The 16,558-nt window shown below is 40.3% G+C and carries 15 protein-coding genes, 1 tRNA gene and 1 riboswitch; of the genes, 11 read left to right on the top strand and 5 right to left on the bottom strand.

What is annotated here, in order from left to right; genetic code table 11:
- Positions 1-150: 150 nt before the first annotated feature.
- The 4 genes from NSQ14_RS16485 to thrB all read left to right on the top strand — a co-directional run bounded on the left by NSQ14_RS16485 (position 151) and on the right by thrB (position 4,091).
- Entirely contained in the window at positions 151-594 is a 444-nt protein-coding gene (locus tag NSQ14_RS16485) for an ACT domain-containing protein (RefSeq protein ID WP_034772750.1), read from the top strand.
- An 88-nt stretch (positions 595-682) separates the two neighbouring features.
- Positions 683-1,981 carry a homoserine dehydrogenase gene (locus NSQ14_RS16480; protein ID WP_346216604.1) on the top strand — a complete coding sequence of 433 codons (1,299 nt, stop codon included), beginning with the start codon at positions 683-685 and terminating at the stop codon, positions 1,979-1,981.
- A gap of 1 nt (position 1,982) precedes the next feature.
- Positions 1,983-3,026, top strand: coding sequence for a threonine synthase (thrC, locus tag NSQ14_RS16475; RefSeq protein WP_034772747.1), 1,044 nt, complete (start codon positions 1,983-1,985; stop codon positions 3,024-3,026).
- Positions 3,027-3,170: 144 nt separating this feature from the next.
- On the top strand, positions 3,171-4,091 hold the full coding sequence (gene thrB / locus NSQ14_RS16470; protein ID WP_328188549.1) for a homoserine kinase: 921 nt from the start codon (positions 3,171-3,173) through the stop codon (positions 4,089-4,091).
- A gap of 325 nt (positions 4,092-4,416) precedes the next feature.
- Here the strand turns inward: thrB and NSQ14_RS16465 are convergent, their stop codons facing one another.
- A complete protein-coding gene (locus NSQ14_RS16465; RefSeq protein ID WP_346216603.1) occupies positions 4,417-5,637 on the bottom strand; it encodes an MFS transporter in 1,221 nt (406 codons plus the stop codon).
- Positions 5,638-6,053: 416 nt separating this feature from the next.
- Between NSQ14_RS16465 and NSQ14_RS16460 the strand changes: the two genes are divergently transcribed.
- Both NSQ14_RS16460 and NSQ14_RS16455 read left to right on the top strand, forming a co-directional pair.
- Positions 6,054-6,596 (top strand): hypothetical protein, encoded by a 543-nt coding sequence (locus NSQ14_RS16460; RefSeq protein WP_346216602.1) that lies wholly within the window; start codon positions 6,054-6,056, stop codon positions 6,594-6,596.
- On the top strand, positions 6,593-6,784 hold the full coding sequence (locus tag NSQ14_RS16455; RefSeq protein ID WP_346216601.1) for a hypothetical protein: 192 nt from the start codon (positions 6,593-6,595) through the stop codon (positions 6,782-6,784). Before NSQ14_RS16460 ends, NSQ14_RS16455 begins: the two co-directional genes overlap by 4 nt.
- A gap of 104 nt (positions 6,785-6,888) precedes the next feature.
- Here the strand turns inward: NSQ14_RS16455 and lipA are convergent, their stop codons facing one another.
- The 3 genes from lipA to NSQ14_RS16440 form a co-directional block, all read right to left on the bottom strand.
- Complete coding sequence (gene lipA, locus NSQ14_RS16450; RefSeq protein ID WP_034772732.1) at positions 6,889-7,824, bottom strand: lipoyl synthase; 936 nt, start codon at positions 7,822-7,824, stop codon at positions 6,889-6,891.
- A complete protein-coding gene (locus NSQ14_RS16445; protein WP_412097958.1) occupies positions 7,808-8,602 on the bottom strand; it encodes a lipoate--protein ligase family protein in 795 nt (264 codons plus the stop codon). Before NSQ14_RS16445 ends, lipA begins: the two co-directional genes overlap by 17 nt.
- A gap of 261 nt (positions 8,603-8,863) precedes the next feature.
- A complete protein-coding gene (locus tag NSQ14_RS16440; RefSeq protein ID WP_346216600.1) occupies positions 8,864-10,036 on the bottom strand; it encodes a pyridoxal phosphate-dependent aminotransferase in 1,173 nt (390 codons plus the stop codon).
- 183 nt (positions 10,037-10,219) lie between these two features.
- Between NSQ14_RS16440 and NSQ14_RS16435 the strand changes: the two genes are divergently transcribed.
- The 4 genes from NSQ14_RS16435 (at position 10,220) to NSQ14_RS16420 (ending at position 13,951) form a co-directional block, all read left to right on the top strand.
- Positions 10,220-10,996 carry a carbon-nitrogen family hydrolase gene (locus NSQ14_RS16435; protein ID WP_346216599.1) on the top strand — a complete coding sequence of 259 codons (777 nt, stop codon included), beginning with the start codon at positions 10,220-10,222 and terminating at the stop codon, positions 10,994-10,996.
- A 130-nt stretch (positions 10,997-11,126) separates the two neighbouring features.
- Positions 11,127-11,233: riboswitch (SAM riboswitch) on the top strand.
- Positions 11,234-11,369: 136 nt separating this feature from the next.
- Positions 11,370-12,383, top strand: coding sequence for a methionine ABC transporter ATP-binding protein (locus tag NSQ14_RS16430; RefSeq protein ID WP_034772724.1), 1,014 nt, complete (start codon positions 11,370-11,372; stop codon positions 12,381-12,383).
- Positions 12,373-13,047, top strand: coding sequence for a methionine ABC transporter permease (locus tag NSQ14_RS16425; RefSeq protein WP_034772722.1), 675 nt, complete (start codon positions 12,373-12,375; stop codon positions 13,045-13,047). Before NSQ14_RS16430 ends, NSQ14_RS16425 begins: the two co-directional genes overlap by 11 nt.
- A gap of 64 nt (positions 13,048-13,111) precedes the next feature.
- Positions 13,112-13,951, top strand: a complete 840-nt coding sequence (locus NSQ14_RS16420; RefSeq protein WP_034772720.1) for a MetQ/NlpA family ABC transporter substrate-binding protein — start codon at positions 13,112-13,114, stop codon at positions 13,949-13,951.
- 287 nt (positions 13,952-14,238) lie between these two features.
- Here NSQ14_RS16420 and nhaC read toward each other — a convergent pair whose 3' ends face one another.
- Entirely contained in the window at positions 14,239-15,690 is a 1,452-nt protein-coding gene (gene nhaC / locus NSQ14_RS16415; RefSeq protein ID WP_034772714.1) for a Na+/H+ antiporter NhaC, read from the bottom strand.
- A 214-nt stretch (positions 15,691-15,904) separates the two neighbouring features.
- On the opposite strand from nhaC, the gene NSQ14_RS16410 reads away from it, so the two are divergent.
- Positions 15,905-15,978, top strand: a tRNA-Pro gene (locus NSQ14_RS16410).
- The last annotated feature ends 580 nt before the right edge of the window (positions 15,979-16,558 follow it).

The raw sequence follows: 16,558 nt of genomic DNA, 5'->3' as shown, positions 1-16,558 counted from the left end.
TAACTTTTTTGAAGAACAAATCTTCTGGTTGGCAAAAGGAAATAAACGAAACTTTTAACAAATGAATAATAAAAAGGATTGTAATTTTTTTGAAAATGCTCTACAATGTTCACTATATATAAACAAATGTATATTTTGGGAGGACTAAGCTTGCATGGGAGTGAACAATTTTATTTAATCCAAGGAGATGTTTTGCCGATTTCGATTCGGAAAACTTTAGAAGTGAAGCGATTGCTGGACGCGGGGAATGTAAAGACGATCCATGATGCGGTTGAACAAGTGGGCATTAGTCGGAGTGTCTACTATAAATTTAAAGATAAAATTTTTCCGTTTAATGCAGCTACTTTTCAAAAGGTCATTACCATTTCCCTATTGTTGGAACATCGACCGGGGATTTTATCAAAAGTGCTGCAATTTGTGGCAGATAAAGAAGGGAATGTGATTACGATTAATCAAAGCATACCACTCCAAGGAATTGCCAATGTTGTTTTATCCATGGATACGGCCAATATGAGGCTTACCACAACAGAATTTTTAGAAGAACTCCTGCAGGTAGACGGGGTTAATCGGGCAGTTGTCGTAGGCCAGAGCTAACAACCGTTTCATGTACAATTCTATGAAACTGTAAAACCTTTAATTATTGTTCAATAGAGGAATATAGAAGCAAAATGGGAGGAAAGTTATGAATGGAAAAATTAAAGTCGGTTTAATGGGCTTTGGCACGGTTGGAACCGGTGTTGTCCGGCTAGTCGATTCATATAAAGAAGACTTTTTCAACCAAACGGGTTCTGTCATTGAAGTCAGTCGGATTTTAGTAAGGAATCCTGAAAAAGAGCGGTCGATATTTGTCAATTCTGATATTGTTACAACCGATCCCCAGGAACTTATTTATGATCAGGAAGTGGAAGTCATAATTGAAGTCATGGGCGGAATTGAACCGGCACGAACCTATATTTTAGAAGCGATTGAACAGGGGAAACATATCGTAACAGCCAATAAAGATTTAATGGCAATTCATGGGGAGGAACTCATCAAAAAAGCACGAGAGCATGGCTGTGACCTATTTTATGAAGCAAGTGTCGCCGGCGGGATTCCGATTATAAATGCGATTGTGGAAGGTTTTTCTTCGGATCGGATTACGAAAATAATGGGGATTGTTAACGGAACAACAAACTATATTTTAACAAAAATGAGCCATGAACAAGCTTCTTTTGATGAGGTTTTACAGGAAGCACAACAGCTTGGCTATGCCGAGGCAGATCCGACATCGGACGTAGAAGGTTTAGATGCAGCACGAAAAATGGCCATCCTAAGTTCCCTTGGTTTCCATGTCGGCATGAATTTAGAAGATGTATCTGTAAGAGGGATTTCTAAAGTAACATTAGAAGACATTAAATACGGTGAGCAATTAGGCTATACAATGAAGTTAATCGGAATTGCAAAAAAAGATGATGAATTAATTGAAGTAAGTGTGGAACCAACGTTTGTGAAAAGTACTCATCCGTTAGCCAATGTCAACGGTGTTTTTAATGCGGTTTATGTGTATGGAGAAGCGGTCGGGGAGACAATGTTTTACGGACCGGGTGCCGGTGAACTACCGACCGCAACAGCCGTTTTATCTGATCTTGTGACGGTCGTGAAAAACATCAAGCTTGGTGTTAACGGGCGAAATATGGCGACACCGTATAATGTGAAAAAATTGAAACGAGAAGAGGATATTTATGCCAAATATTTTATTCGGCTGATCGTCAATGATGAAAGTGGTGTATTGGCCCAAATTGCAAAACTAATGGCTGAGGAAAAAATTAGTTTAGAAAAAGTTCTTCAAGAACCGTATCCAAGTAATCCGAAAAAGGCAGAACTTATTTTGGTTACCCATCAAGCTTCGAAAAAATGTATAAACAATGTCTTAGCGGCGTTTGAAAACGTGGATTATATAGAAAAAGTAAAAAGTTGTTATCGAGTGGAAGGCGGCGAATAAAATGGCAGGCATTTTAGAAAGATATCGTGACTATTTACCGATTACGGAAAATACCCCGTTAATCAGTCTTCATGAAGGAGGTACACCACTGATTCGGGCGAATAATCTGTCTAAGAAACTTGGTTTAGACCTTTATTTTAAATATGAAGGCTTAAATCCGACCGGATCATTTAAGGACCGCGGGATGGTCATGGCGGTGGCAAAAGCGTTGGAAGAGGGAAGCACATCCATCATGTGTGCATCCACCGGAAATACGTCAGCCGCAGCGGCAGCCTATGCGGCACGCGCCAATATGAATTGCTATGTTCTCATCCCTGATGGAAAGATTGCCCTTGGCAAGTTGGCTCAAGCGGTTATGTATGGGGCAAAGATCATTGCTATTAACGGAAACTTTGATGATGCTTTATCTATTGTGCGTGAAATCACAAGTGAATATCCGATTACCCTTGTTAATTCGGTGAACCCATACCGGTTGGAAGGGCAAAAGACGGCGGCATTTGAAGTGGTTGACGAGTTAGGTGATGCACCGGATATTTTGGCTATCCCGGTTGGCAATGCCGGCAATATTTCCGCTTACTGGAAAGGGTTTTGTGAGTATTTTGAAAAAGAAAAAGCCGGGACTCGGCCGCAAATGTACGGCTATCAAGCAGAAGGGGCTGCCCCGCTTGTGAAAGGGGAAGTGGTTACGAATCCGGAAACAGTGGCAACTGCCATTCGAATCGGGAACCCGGCAAGCTGGGATAAAGCGGTCCGCGCATTGGATGAATCAAACGGTCGCATCGACTCGGTAACCGACGAAGAAATTTTAGCCGCACAAAAATTGTTAACAAGCTCAGAAGGAATTTTTGCTGAACCGGCCTCATGCGCATCGCTAGCAGGAGTTGTTAAACATCGGCAACTCGGTCTTATTGAAGAAGGAAAACGGGTGGTTTGTGTTTTAACCGGCAATGGCTTGAAAGACCCGGATATTGTTTTGAAAAATAAATTTGCGATGGAAAAAGTAGATGCAAACCATGATTCGGTCTTAAAGGTGTTAGGCATTTAAAATCGATCGGCATTCTAATTGAGACTGAAAAAAGTCCATCCGTTTCTGACCGAATGTTTGTATTCGAAACTTTTTTAGCTCCGTGGAAAAAAGAAATAACTTCTGAGTAGTGATAAGAAACCTAGCTAGAAAGATGGTGCAAAGATGGATGAGTATGATATGTATGTGAAAGTCCCTGCCAGTACGGCAAACTTAGGGCCGGGGTTTGACTCAGTCGGCATGGCCCTCCAACTTTACACAACATTAAAAGTGAAACAATCTAATCGGACAAAATTTTATTTAGTCGGTGACAATCAAGAAAACATTCCGACCGATAAAAGCAACTTAATTTACCAAACGATTGATTTTTTATATAAGAAGGCAGGACTACAAACACCGGAATTGGAAATTGAGGTTGAAACGGATATCCCGCTGGCAAGAGGTCTTGGCTCAAGCGGGACGGCAATCGTCGGAGGTTTGGTGGCCGCAAATGTTCTGGCAGGTGAACCATTTTCTAAACAAGAAATTTTTCAGTTAGCATCAGAAATGGAAGGTCATCCGGATAATGTCGGAGCATCGTTATTTGGAGGAATCATTGTTGCGGCAAAAAGTGAACTGGGAGATTACGCCTATGTTCCGCTATCACCGCCAAAAGGCTTAAAAATCGTTGTTGCTATTCCGGATTTTGAATTACCGACAAAATTAGCGCGGGAAGTTTTGCCTGACGATTACTCACGCCAAGATGTTGTTCATGCCCTTAGCCACTCGGCATTGTTGGTCGCCGCAATCGCAAAAGGAGATTTATCCGCTTTACAAGTTGCCTTAGAGGACCGTATTCACCAACCGTACCGGATGGCGCTTTTGCCGGGATTTGAGGCATTGCAAAAAAACTGCAGGAATTACGGGGCATTTGGTACGGTCATCAGCGGGGCAGGTCCAACCATCCTTGCTTTTACAACAGGTGATTGTACACAGCTTGTTGGTTTTATGGAGAAGACTTTACAAAACCACGGGGTGTCTGCAAAAGTAATGGAACTCGCTATTGATACAAGCGGCACGACATGTTCGGTACTACTGAAAAAATAATCGAATCAGCTGACGAACACGTATATATGCATCATTTCAAATCGGGCATTTCTCTGGTTAATAGAGAGATGCTCGATATTTTATAGAACAGACTGATTTGCACCTAAAAAGTACATATTCTTAACCCTTAGGCTTTGAGCAACAAGCTGTATTATACAAATAATGATTAAAACCATATTTAGTCAAAATTATTGTAAAACTTTTTTGGGTGACAATCATATTATAATTCGTCTGCAAATATTAGTAAGGAAATTATTTTCGGAAAAAATGGATTACTCAAAAAGCACCATATCTTTTTTGCCAATAGATATGATGCTTGGTTAAATTATGAAGCTTTTTGTACATTCCCTGTTTGTGCTTCTCTTGTTTCCGGGAAAGTCGGTATTAAGGAAATATAGATACACGATACAGCAATAAAGAAGACTAATGATGGAACATATCCGGCAGAGCCAAGGATAAAGCTCCATATAATATTCGCAATCGTTTGTCCCGCATAGGCAATCGCCCAAAAGAGTCCAAACATAATTGTCAATTTTTTCGGTGTCATCCCTTTTAACTCATGGGGAAGATTCAAAAAGATTGGATATTGAAGGAACATACAGAAGCCTGAAATAGAAACAAAAATATAAGATAAGATTGGTAAAGAGTTGGCAAAGATTAATGTGAAAGTAAATGAGGATACCATACCGATACCTGCTAAAAATAAGATTGGTTTCCTTGGTAATCCTTTATTTCCAAAATATATACCAGCAAATGTTCCAAGTATCGCAAAACTGGAAATCAGCAAGTTTGTAATCGAACCGTTCAAAATTGTATACTCATCAAAAACTTTTTTAAAACTGACGAGTGAAAGCACATAAAGAGTTAAAAAGGATGCAAAAGCAATTCCATACCGCCAGAGGAAGCTGTCTTTTAATGCATCTCTATAGCCGTAAGATTCACCATCAGTACCCGTATCGTCCGCTGTCGTAAAATCTTCAGCTTTCCATACCCAAGCGAGAAATAAAATTAACGTGATGGAGGCAAAGCAAGTTAACGTAAGTCGCCAATCTGTCACCATTTGATGGGCAAACAAAGTAAATAAGACAGCGACAATAAAAGCTCCGATATTGTATGAAACCGTGTTGGCGGCATTGATTTTTAATTTTTCTTTCGGATCACTAATATATCTGGAAACGACCGGGTTCATATAAACAATGACCATTGAGCCACCGACCGCCATGACCATCCGTGCAATCGTGTATGCCCAATAGTTTGGCATCCAGATAGCAATTAATCCCATGATAAGCAATCCAACTCCTACACCGACCGCTTTTTTTGCACCAAGTCGCATGAGAATAATTGCTGCTAAAATATTTGCAAACACACGAGCAGTTGTGATTGAGTAGTTAACAAGTTCAGAAACGACCGGATAAACCGGACCACTGAAGAACGTTTTCGTTATTTGTGGTGTTAATGAAGAACCTGCCACCCAGTTCATCGCGAACGTTACATATGCGAGCCATAAGACGGCCAACATAAAATAACCTTTTCTTTTATTTACCATTAGTGTTTTCCACCTCATAATCGTAATTACCTTGTTAAATTACGCTAAAATTTACTGTTTCACAAGGTAATTCACAAAATCGCCAAAATGAAAGGGACACCAACCATGAATTATTTTTAACAAAATGGTAAAAACTAAGAATTGGTTTAATTGCTATAAAATGGTATGTAAAATTATAAACAATCGAAAGCGGAGAAGCGGGAGTTGGTATATTTATTTACGCACAGAAATGACGACGAGAACGTTTCGTCGCCAAAAAGTGGAGGTTCCGGTGCAAAAAAGGCGACGAGAATGAGTGTCGTCGCCAAAAAATAGCGTTTCCGGTCCCAAAAAGGCGACGAGAAAGGGTCTCGTCGCCAAAAAAGTGAGTTTTCCGTCCAAAAGCGACGACGAGAAAGGGTGTCGTCGCCAAAAAAGTGGGTTTTCCGTCCAAAAACGACGACGAGAATGAGTCTCGTCGCCAAAAAGTGGAGATTTCCGCACAAAAAAGACGACGAGAACGAGTTTCGTCGCCAAAAAATAGCGTTTCCGGCCCCAAAATGACGACGAGAAAGAGTTTCGTCGCCAAAAAAAGGAGATTTCCGCACAAAAAAGACGACGAGAAGGGGTTTCGTCGCCAAAAAAAGGAGTTTTCGGCGCAAAAACGACGACGAGAAGGGGTTTCGTCGCCAAAAAAGTGGGTTTTCCGTCCAAAAGCGACGACGAGAACGGGTGTCGTCGCCAAAAAGTGGAGATTTCCGTACAAAAACGACGACGAGAACGGGTGTCGTCGCCAAAAAGTGGAGATTTCCGCACAAAAACGACGACGAGAAAGGGTGTCGTCGCCAAAAAATAGCATTTTCGGTCTCAAAACGACGACGAGAACGGGTCTCGTCACCAAAAAGTGGAGATTTCCGCACAAAAACGACGACGAGAAAGGGTGTCGTCGCCAAAAAATAGCGTTTCCGGCCCCAAAATGACGACGAGAACGGGTCTCGTCACCAAAAAAGGAAGTTTTCCGCCACAAAATGACGACGAGAAAGGGTGTCGTCGCCAAAAAATAGCATTTTCGGTCTCAAAACGACGACGAGAACGGGTCTCGTCACCAAAAAGTGGAGATTTCCGCACAAAAACGACGACGAGAATGAGTATCGTCGCCAAAAAGTAGCATTTCCCGCCTCAAAACGACGACGAGAACGGCCCCCTTCCCCAAAAGCAATAAATTTCCTCCTAACCCAAAGACAGTTTTTTCACTGGTCTCGGTTTCCTCCATCAACTTGTCTGTATTTCTTCTTGCTGATCGAGCCCCTTTAAATATTCCAGTTTCTGTTGGGTTTGCGGTTTGCCGACCTGTTCATCAGCATGATAAGAGGTGCGGACAAATGGGCCGGATTCACAATGTTTGAATCCTTTCGCCAATGCAATTTCTTTCAATTCGGCAAATTCATCCGGATGATAGTAACGCTCAACTCTTAAATGCTTTTTCGTCGGTTGCATATATTGCCCGATTGTCATAATATCCACATGATGAGCTAGCAAATCGTCCATTGTTTCAAGAATCTCATCTTTTGTCTCCCCTAGTCCGACCATAATGCTTGATTTTGTCGGAGTTTCAGGACTGATTTCTTTTACCCGTTTCAATAATTCAAGGGAGCGGTCATATTTGGCAATGGCACGAACTCTCGGGGTCAAGCGGCGAACAGTTTCCACATTATGGTCAAAAATATCCGGCTTACTGTCCATCAATGTTCGTAAGCTTTCATAATCGCCTTTCATATCAGATGGCAAAATTTCAATCGTTGTACCCGGACTTTTCCGGCGAATGGCGCGAACCGTTTCCGCAAACACAGCTGCACCGCCGTCATTTAAATCATCGCGGGCTACCGATGTGACAACGACATGCTTTAATCCCATGACGCTCACCGAATCAGCTACTCGCTCAGGTTCCGCCAAATCCAGTTCTGTCGGTCGGCCGGTAGCGACTGCACAAAAACGACAGCCGCGCGTACAAACATTTCCTAAAATCATGAATGTAGCTGTGCCTCGTTCACTCCAGCATTCATAAATATTCGGGCATCTGGCTTCTTCACAAACCGTATTTAATCGATTGCCTTTAACCAAATTTTTAATATTACCGTAAGATTGCGTCGTATTCAATTTGATTTTCAGCCATTCCGGTTTCCGTATGTATTCAGTTTCCTGTGCCAATGGTTTCACGCTCCTTGGTCGTATAATAATTCCACAAATCTGTCGCATATTTGCTCTGAGCTAACTTCTGAATTTCCTCCCACTGGTCATCCGTTAATGTCAACGGAGAAAGGTGAATTCCGAGTCCGGTCTCAAAACCTTTTTTGAAAGCTGCCACCATCGTCTCATATGTCAAAGTTTTATTTATAACATCTTTGATAGAGGTAGCTTTAGCGGCAAACTTTTCCTTCCGTCTTTTCCGCATCTCATCCGAGGAAAAAGCAAACAAATCAAAAAGCATATCGGTATCAAGACTCATTGGTAAAGACCCATGCTGCATAAGAACACCGCTCTTCCTCGTTTGTGCATTTCCGCAGATTTTCTTTCCATCAACAACCATTTCATAAAAAGATGGTTTTTCAAAACAGATAGCCGAACGTTCTTGGTCAATTTCTCGTTTGGGAATCGCAAATTCTGCCGGAACTCCTAAATTCCTATATCCTTCCAAAATGCCTTGGGATAAAACATAATACGCCTTCGTGACCGATTTCGGGATACCCGGATCACGTTCAGAAATCACAAGACTATACGTTAATTCATCATCGTGAAGCACTGCACTTCCACCGGTTAAACGCCGGACAAATTCACAGTCATATTTTTTTACCGCATCAAAATTTATAGTTTTTGCCCGCTGAAAATAACCAATGGACAAAGTCGGTTTATTCCACCCGTAAAATCTGAGTGTCGGTGGAATGTTCCCTTGACTGTACCAATTCAACAAACATTCGTCAAACGCCATATTGACAGCCGCACTTAGATGACCGGTGTCAATAAAGGCCCACTCGGTTTGCAATAAAGATTCCTCCAATCGGGAATGTCACAAATATCCATTTAATCCCAAATTTTAGTATTCCCTATTATTTTAGTATAATTTATTTAAAATGTATATAATTAATCACCAATTATGAATCGTTTATGGAATCTTTGAATTTTAGAACGACAATCAAGTGTTTTTCCAATTAGCACTTGCAATAGGTGGATTGCATTATGTTTTCGCCGATCATTTATTTTTAAAAACGCCAAGATTCCCAATCCGCTGTACAGCTTCAAATAATCGGGATTCATCCATTAATAAACCGACCCGGATGAACCCCTCTCCGTACTTGCCAAAACCATTACCGGGTGCAACCGCCACATCAGCTGCATCCAACAAATAATCAGCAAACGATTGACTGGTAAACCCATCCGGTACCGGAAGCCATGCGAAAAAAGACCCTTTTGGGGCAGTAACATCCCAGCCGATTTGTTTGCATGCATCAACAAAAGCATTGCGCCTAGATTCATAGCGAGCAACTAACTCTTTTACACATGTTTGATCCCCGCTTAATGCGGCAATGGCTGCTTTTTGCACTGCGGGAAAAAGGCTGACATAAAGATGATCCTGAATCAAGTTTATTGCTTCGATAATGGTCGGGTTACCAACTGCGAATCCGACGCGCCAGCCGGCCATATTATAAGTTTTGGACAAAGTATACATTTCCACACCAATATCCTTTGCGCCATCCGCTTGCAAGAAACTAACCGGTTTTTTTCCGTCGAACCCAATGGCACCATAAGCGAAATCATGCATGACCGTTATCTCATGTTTTTTTGCCAATTTCACAGTTTGATTGAAAAAGTCAAGATTCGCAACAGCTCCGGTCGGATTGTTCGGGTAATTTAAGTAGAGCAGTTTTGCCGCATCCAATACATCACTGGAAATGGCATTATAATCCGGTAAAAAGTGATTTTCCGCCTTCAATGGAAATAGCTCATATTCTACGCCTGCCAACACAACTCCCGATAAATAATCAGGATAGCCCGGGTCCGGTAAAAGCATGAGGTCGCCCGGGTTAAGTAAGCACATGGGAAGCTCGACCAAACCCGCTTTTGCGCCAAAAAGAATGGCCACTTCACGCACCGGATCCACATCTACATCGTATTCTTTTTTGTAAAAATCACACACCGCTTCCTTTAATTCGAGAAGTCCGCGGAATGGTGAATATTTGTGCGTATTTGGATCTTCAACCGCTTTTTGTAATGCTTGAACGATATGTTTCGGTGTCGGTTGATCCGGATTCCCTTGGCCGAGGTTAATGACATCACGACCATCCTCAATGGCTTTATTCACCTTTCCGACCAAGTTTGCAAAGAATTGGGTCGGTAAACTCTTTAGCTTTTCTGAGTAGTCCATTTTATCTCACCTTTTGTATGGAAAATTGGTTTACATAATAAAGTTTATTTTAAAAAAACGAACAAAATTGGTGTTATACATGAAAATCGTTAGCATTATCCATCCAATGAATAATTGAATATGTTTGCAATTTTAACACTAATTTTATAATCTAAAAATATATATGTCTAGTGGGTGATGATAATGAAAATGGCAATTGTACAGATGGATATTGCTTTTGGTGAACCGGAAAAAAATTTTTTGCAAGTAGAAAGTTTTATTTCACAAGCGGCCAAGCAAGATGCCGATGTGATTGTTTTCCCGGAAATGTGGAATACGGGATATGCCTTGAAAGGACTCGAAACGTTGGCAGATAAAAATGGAGAGCAGACAAAAAATATGCTTAGCCGACTTGCAAAACAACACGCTATGCATATTGTCGGCGGTTCTGTTGCAACAAAAAAAGCTCAAGGGTTCTTCAACACGATGTATGTGGCAAATAGGAATGGGGACATTGTCGTAGAATATGATAAAGCCCATTTATTTCCGTTAATGGATGAACCTGTTTATATGCAGCCCGGGCAAGCGAAAAATATTTTTAAGCTGGATCATGTGGAATGTGGTGGTGTCATTTGTTTTGATTTACGTTTCCCAGAATGGATTCGGGCACATGTGCTTGATGGAGCGAAAATAATGTTTATCCCGGCTGAATGGCCGAAACAACGGATGGATCATTGGGAAATCTTGTTGCAGGCCCGTGCAATTGAAAATCAATGTTTCGTAGTTGCAGTCAATCGGGTAGGAAATGACCCGGATAATGAATACAATGGGCATTCGATGATTATTTCACCGTGGGGAGAAGTGTATTTAAGCGGTGAAGAAGGAGAAGGCATCTTTTATGCAGATATCCCGCTAGACGAGGTTGATCGTGTTCGAAACACCATTCCGATTTTTCATGCACGCCGGCCGGAATTATATTAAAAAATTACTATTGTCATAGTTCCGGTCCTAAAAACCAATCTTTTGGAAAATTAATTTTGATTATAATATTGACAGACTTAGTAACAATCATTAAAATAAAATTTATAAAAATTATATACGGAAAACATTTATCTTATCACGAGTGACTGAGGGACAGGCCCTATGAAGTCACAGCAACCCCCTGAAAAGGGAAGGTGCTAACTCCTGCAGATTGGTTCGCCATCTGAGAGATAAGAGTTTGAGATCAATAGATGTCAATGCTCCTTTCAGATGAGAGGGGCATTTTTTGTTGGTGGCATTTTGTGCGTAATGGTGAACACATTGCCGGAGATTCATATAGTAGGATTTTCATGGACATGAGAGAGGGGTAACCATGATTGATATAAAGAATTTAACAAAAACATATTTTTCAAAAGATCGTGAAGTAAAAGCAGTCGATAATGTTTCTATCACTATTCACGATGAAGAAATATTTGGTATCGTGGGCTATTCGGGAGCGGGAAAAAGTTCATTATTGCGTTGTATCAATTTACTGGAACGACCGACTTCCGGAAAAATTACGGTTGATGGGGTGGATTTAACCAAGCTGGATAGCAAAAGGTTACGTCAAGCACGTTTAAAAATTGGAATGATTTTCCAACACTTTAACTTGGTGAGTCAAAAAACAGTGGCAGAAAATATTGCTTTTGCATTAAAAGCATCGAAAACACCGAAAAACAAAATTGAGAAACGGGTGGCTGAGCTGCTCGACATGGTCGGTCTAGCGGACAAAAAAGATGTTTATCCCGGGCAACTTAGCGGCGGGCAAAAACAGCGGGTCGGAATTGCCAGAGCTTTAGCGAATAATCCAAAAGTCCTGCTATGTGATGAAGCAACATCGGCATTGGATCCAACGACAACAAAATCAATTTTAAATTTGCTTAAAAAAATTAATAAAGAGTTAAACATTACCATCATCATCATTACTCATGAAATGGATGTCGTCAAAGAAATCTGTCATCGTATGGCAATTATGGAGAATGGTAGAATCGTAGAACAGGGGAATGTGTATGATATTTTTGCTTCCCCGAAAGAACAGCTGACGAAGGAATTTATTCAAAGTGTCGTATCCTTTGATTTACCGAAAGCAACTTTACGATTGGTGAAAGGAACCTTAGTGAAGTTGCTGTTTAGGGGTGAGGTTGCCGGTGAAGGGGTGGTATCGGAAACATTAAAGAAGTTTCAAATTAACGGAAATTTTCTACATGGTTCCATTGAATACATCCAGGAACGGCCACTGGGAATTTTTATTATGGAACTTACCGGCGATCAAGAAGAAATAAATAAAGCGATTCACTATATTGAACATCGAAACGCGGAAGTGGAGGTGCTGAACAATGGAATTTGATGTTGCCCATTTAGTTGAAATGCTGCCGGAAATACAGACTTCATTTTTACAAACATTGTACATGGTGGGAATTTCCTTACTAGTCTCCTTGTTGATTGGATTGCCATTAGGGTTCTTACTTTTTGTAACGGACAAAGGTTTATTTTGGCAAAACCGGGTAATTAACTTAGTAATCGGATTTATTGTGAACGTCATCCGTTCGATCCCATTTATTATATTACTAGTTGCCTTAATCCCGTTAACCATTTTCCTTGTAGGGACAACGATTGGACCTACAGCAGCAAGTGTCTCTTTGTCGGTTGCGGCCATTCCGTTTTTTGCCCGGCTTGTGGAAAGTGCGTTGCGGGAAATTGATTACGGGGTGATTGAAGCAGCCATTGCAGCCGGTGGAACCCCTTGGATGATTATTAAGGATGTTCTTTTACCGGAAGCAAAATCCGGAATCATTTCCAGTGTAACGATTACAATTATTAGTCTGGTCGGAACTTCGGCTATGGCCGGTACAGTTGGAGGCGGCGGAATCGGTGACTTGGCAATCCGCTTTGGTTATTACCGTTACGACGACACCATCATGTTCACAACCGTTATTATCCTCATTATACTTGTCCAAATCATTCAAGTGATCGGGGATTTGTTGGCAAGAGCTGTTAATAAAAACAAATAAGACTAAGGTAACATGCTGCTTAATAATCTTGCAGTTATATAAAAAATATGATGGAGGAAATAAAATGAAAAAAATAAAATCGATTCTAATTGTTTTATCTTCAATCTTCTTACTTGCTGCTTGCGGAAACAGTGGGAGCAAAGAATCATCAGGAAGTAAGGAACATGCAGAAAAGAAAGAAATAAAAATCGGTGCAACAGCCGGTCCATATGCAGACATGGTGAAAAAAGCAATTAAACCCGAATTGGAAGAAAAAGGATATAAGGTGGAACTTGTTGAATTCAGTGATTACATTCAACCAAATATCGCCTTGAATCAAGGAAGTATTGATGCTAATCTATTCCAACACACGATCTATCTGGAAAACTTTGAAAAGGAAAACAATATGGACTTATCTGCCTTAATCACAGTTCCAACAGCACCGATGGGCGTTTATTCAAACGTATTTCATTCTATTGATGAAGTAAAAAACAAAGCGACTGTTGCGATTCCGAATGATCCGACAAATGCGGCCAGAGCATTTAATACACTCCGGGATGCGGGCTTACTAGAAATTAGTAAAGATGCGGATCCATTAACTGTCTCTGAAAAGGACGTTACCAGCAATCCAAAAAATCTGGTATTCCAACCGCTTGAAGCAGGACAACTCCCTCGTGCTGTTGAAAGTGCAGATTTATCAACAGTTCCAGGGAATTTTGCGATTGCAGCAGGGATGAATTTATTAGACGCACTTACATTAGAAAATATGGATGATAAATATCGAAATGTCGTTGCAGTCAAAGCTGAAAATGAAAATAGTCAATTCGCCAAAGATATCATTGAAGTTGTTCAATCGGATGATTTTGAAAAAGTTATCGATTCAGAGTTTAAAGGCTTTGGAAAACCGACTTGGATGGAAAAATAAACCGTTATCGAATGAAAGGGGGCGAATTAAGCTGCCCCTTTTCCATGAACAATTATAAAAACCGGGACAATGATGTTAAAGGTTGATAAAAAGAACCATTCCAAGGTCGATTAGCTACCATATGTTGTTTTGTGTGAGGGAACGGCTAAACGTCCCTTTTCTTTATGAATTATGCAGATGATGCCTACAGTTGTTCAAGCAAAAACCTGGTTGCTAATGTAACACAGTTGACCTTAACAAAATCTTCCGCCATCTGACACTACAGTTGTTCCAGTAAAACCTGATTGCTAATGCAACTCCTTGCTTCTGGTTATGCTTTGGTCGCTTGTTAACACGGTATTTTGCACGGAATGAGGGTCAACATACTCCACTTTATAGCCAATTATGGCAAAAATAATGCCAATAATTGGTACTGTGTAGTTCAGCACCGCATATGGAATATAATCAAACGGGTTAACCATTAACGTTGATGCAATAAACACGCCGCATGTATTCCAAGGAACGAGCGGGGATGTTAGGGTCCCTGCATCTTCCAAAGCTCTTGACAAATTTTTCGATTTTAAATGATATTTTTTAAAGGCGGCAGGAAACATCCTTCCCGGTAATAGGATAGAGATATATTGTTCGGCACAAACCACATTGGTGAAAAAAGATGAGAATTCTGTTATAGGAATTAAACTTTTAGCCGATTTAGCAACCTTCATGATTTTATTTAAAATAACCTCCAGCATACCTGTAGACTCCATGATTCCTGCGAATGACATTGCCACAATCGTTAATGACACGGTGTACATCATATCTTCAATTCCGCCGCGATTGAACAATTCATCCACCAACTTATTTCCGGTTTCAATGCTATAGCCGTCTGTCAGGGCTATTATTGCATTGGAAACCTGATCTCCTTGAACAAAAACTTGGCAAAACCAACCTAAAAAGGCACCCGTTAATAAGGCTGGCAACGCAGGAACCTTTTTTGCCACCATGAGAATAATAATAACGGGTACAAGCAAAAGCCAAGGTGAAATGACGAAAGCTTGATCCATTACTGTTAAAATTTCATCAATATTGGTTCCGTTCATGTCATGTTGACCAATATTTCTTCCTAATATGTAGTAAACAATAAGGGCAATAATTAATCCGGGGATGGTTGTGTATATCATATGTTTTATATGTTCAAATAAATCCGTTTCCGTAATCCCGGACGCTAGATTTGTCGTATCCGATAATGGTGACATTTTATCACCAAAATAAGCACCGGAAATGATTGCACCGGCTACGATAGGGGCGGATATTCCCATGCTGAGACCGATGCCCATGCCGGCAACACCGATCGTTCCCATTGTTGACCAAGAGCTGCCGATGGACAAAGAGACAACACAACATAGAATACAAATACTTACTAGAAATAAGGAAGGGGAAACTAATTTGAGCCCATAATAAATCATGGTGGCAATAATTCCGCCGCCAATCCATGAACTTATGATTAAGCCAACTGTCATGATAATTAAAATGGCCGGTAGTGCAAGACGGATTGCATCATAAATCCCTTTTTCAATCGTCATCCAATCGTAACCATATTTCCAAGCAATAAGCCCTCCGACAACAGCCCCGATAATTAGCGGTACATGAACACCACCTTCAAAAACAATAACCACCAAAGCCATTGAGGATATCATAAAAAGTAATGGTAGTATGGCAGCAAAAAAAGGAATCGCTTTCAATTGTTTATTATCTTTCATATGCTTTCCTCCCGTCTCAAAATATAACAACTTTCACCCATTCAAAAGTGGGCTTTCTCGTTGGGAAAAACTGTAATCCCCTTTCATTATACCAAGGATTTTGAAATAAAAATCAACTAAGACGCACAAAAATTTGTGAAATTGGGAAATCAAAATTCGACTGTACAAGTAAAAAAAGTTATGCTATAATCATTTTCGTAATTAAACAAGCCAACGGGAAGTAGCTCAGCTTGGTAGAGCACTACGTTCGGGACGTAGGGGTCGCAGGTTCAAATCCTGTCTTCCCGATAAATGGAAAAACATTGGTACAAAGCGATTCTTGGACATTCAAGAGTCGCTTTTTTCGTGAAACAAAACTTAAAAATTTGTTGTTTCACAGGCATTTTACAGGGAAAATAAAAAAATCTTTTTTCATATTTGTAAAATCCATTTATTTCACCGCACATAGGTAATTCGTGAACATGAATATTAAGTTGTTCAGCGATTTTTCATACGAATTATTCATTTTGTAATTTTTTATTAGCTGATTTACCTGTCCAAAATAAAAGACATATTATCAACCCATACATGTTTACGGATCCATGTCAAAAAAAGAATACCAACGAAGATTAATAAAGAAACATTAAACAAAGTATATATTTTATGGTATACTTTTATTGAAAGTAGGGGAATAACCCCCACTTTCAATTTTCTGTTTTCTAGTCGTAATCTTTCGGCTTCAAGTTTCGATTTCGTTCCGTTGTGCCAGACCTTGCGAATCGTAACTATGCTGGTGATTACGGCTATTATTTTTTACAGTATGACCATTCTCCACTTCCTTTCTGTATTTAATTACAATACACCTAAATGTAATATACCAACTTTTTTT

This window comes from Caldifermentibacillus hisashii, assembly GCF_039654145.1.
GTDB lineage: Bacteria > Bacillota > Bacilli > Bacillales > Caldibacillaceae > Caldifermentibacillus > Caldifermentibacillus hisashii.
The sequence above is the reverse complement of the archived record's forward strand: the minus strand, read 5'-3'. Positions and strand labels throughout refer to the sequence as shown.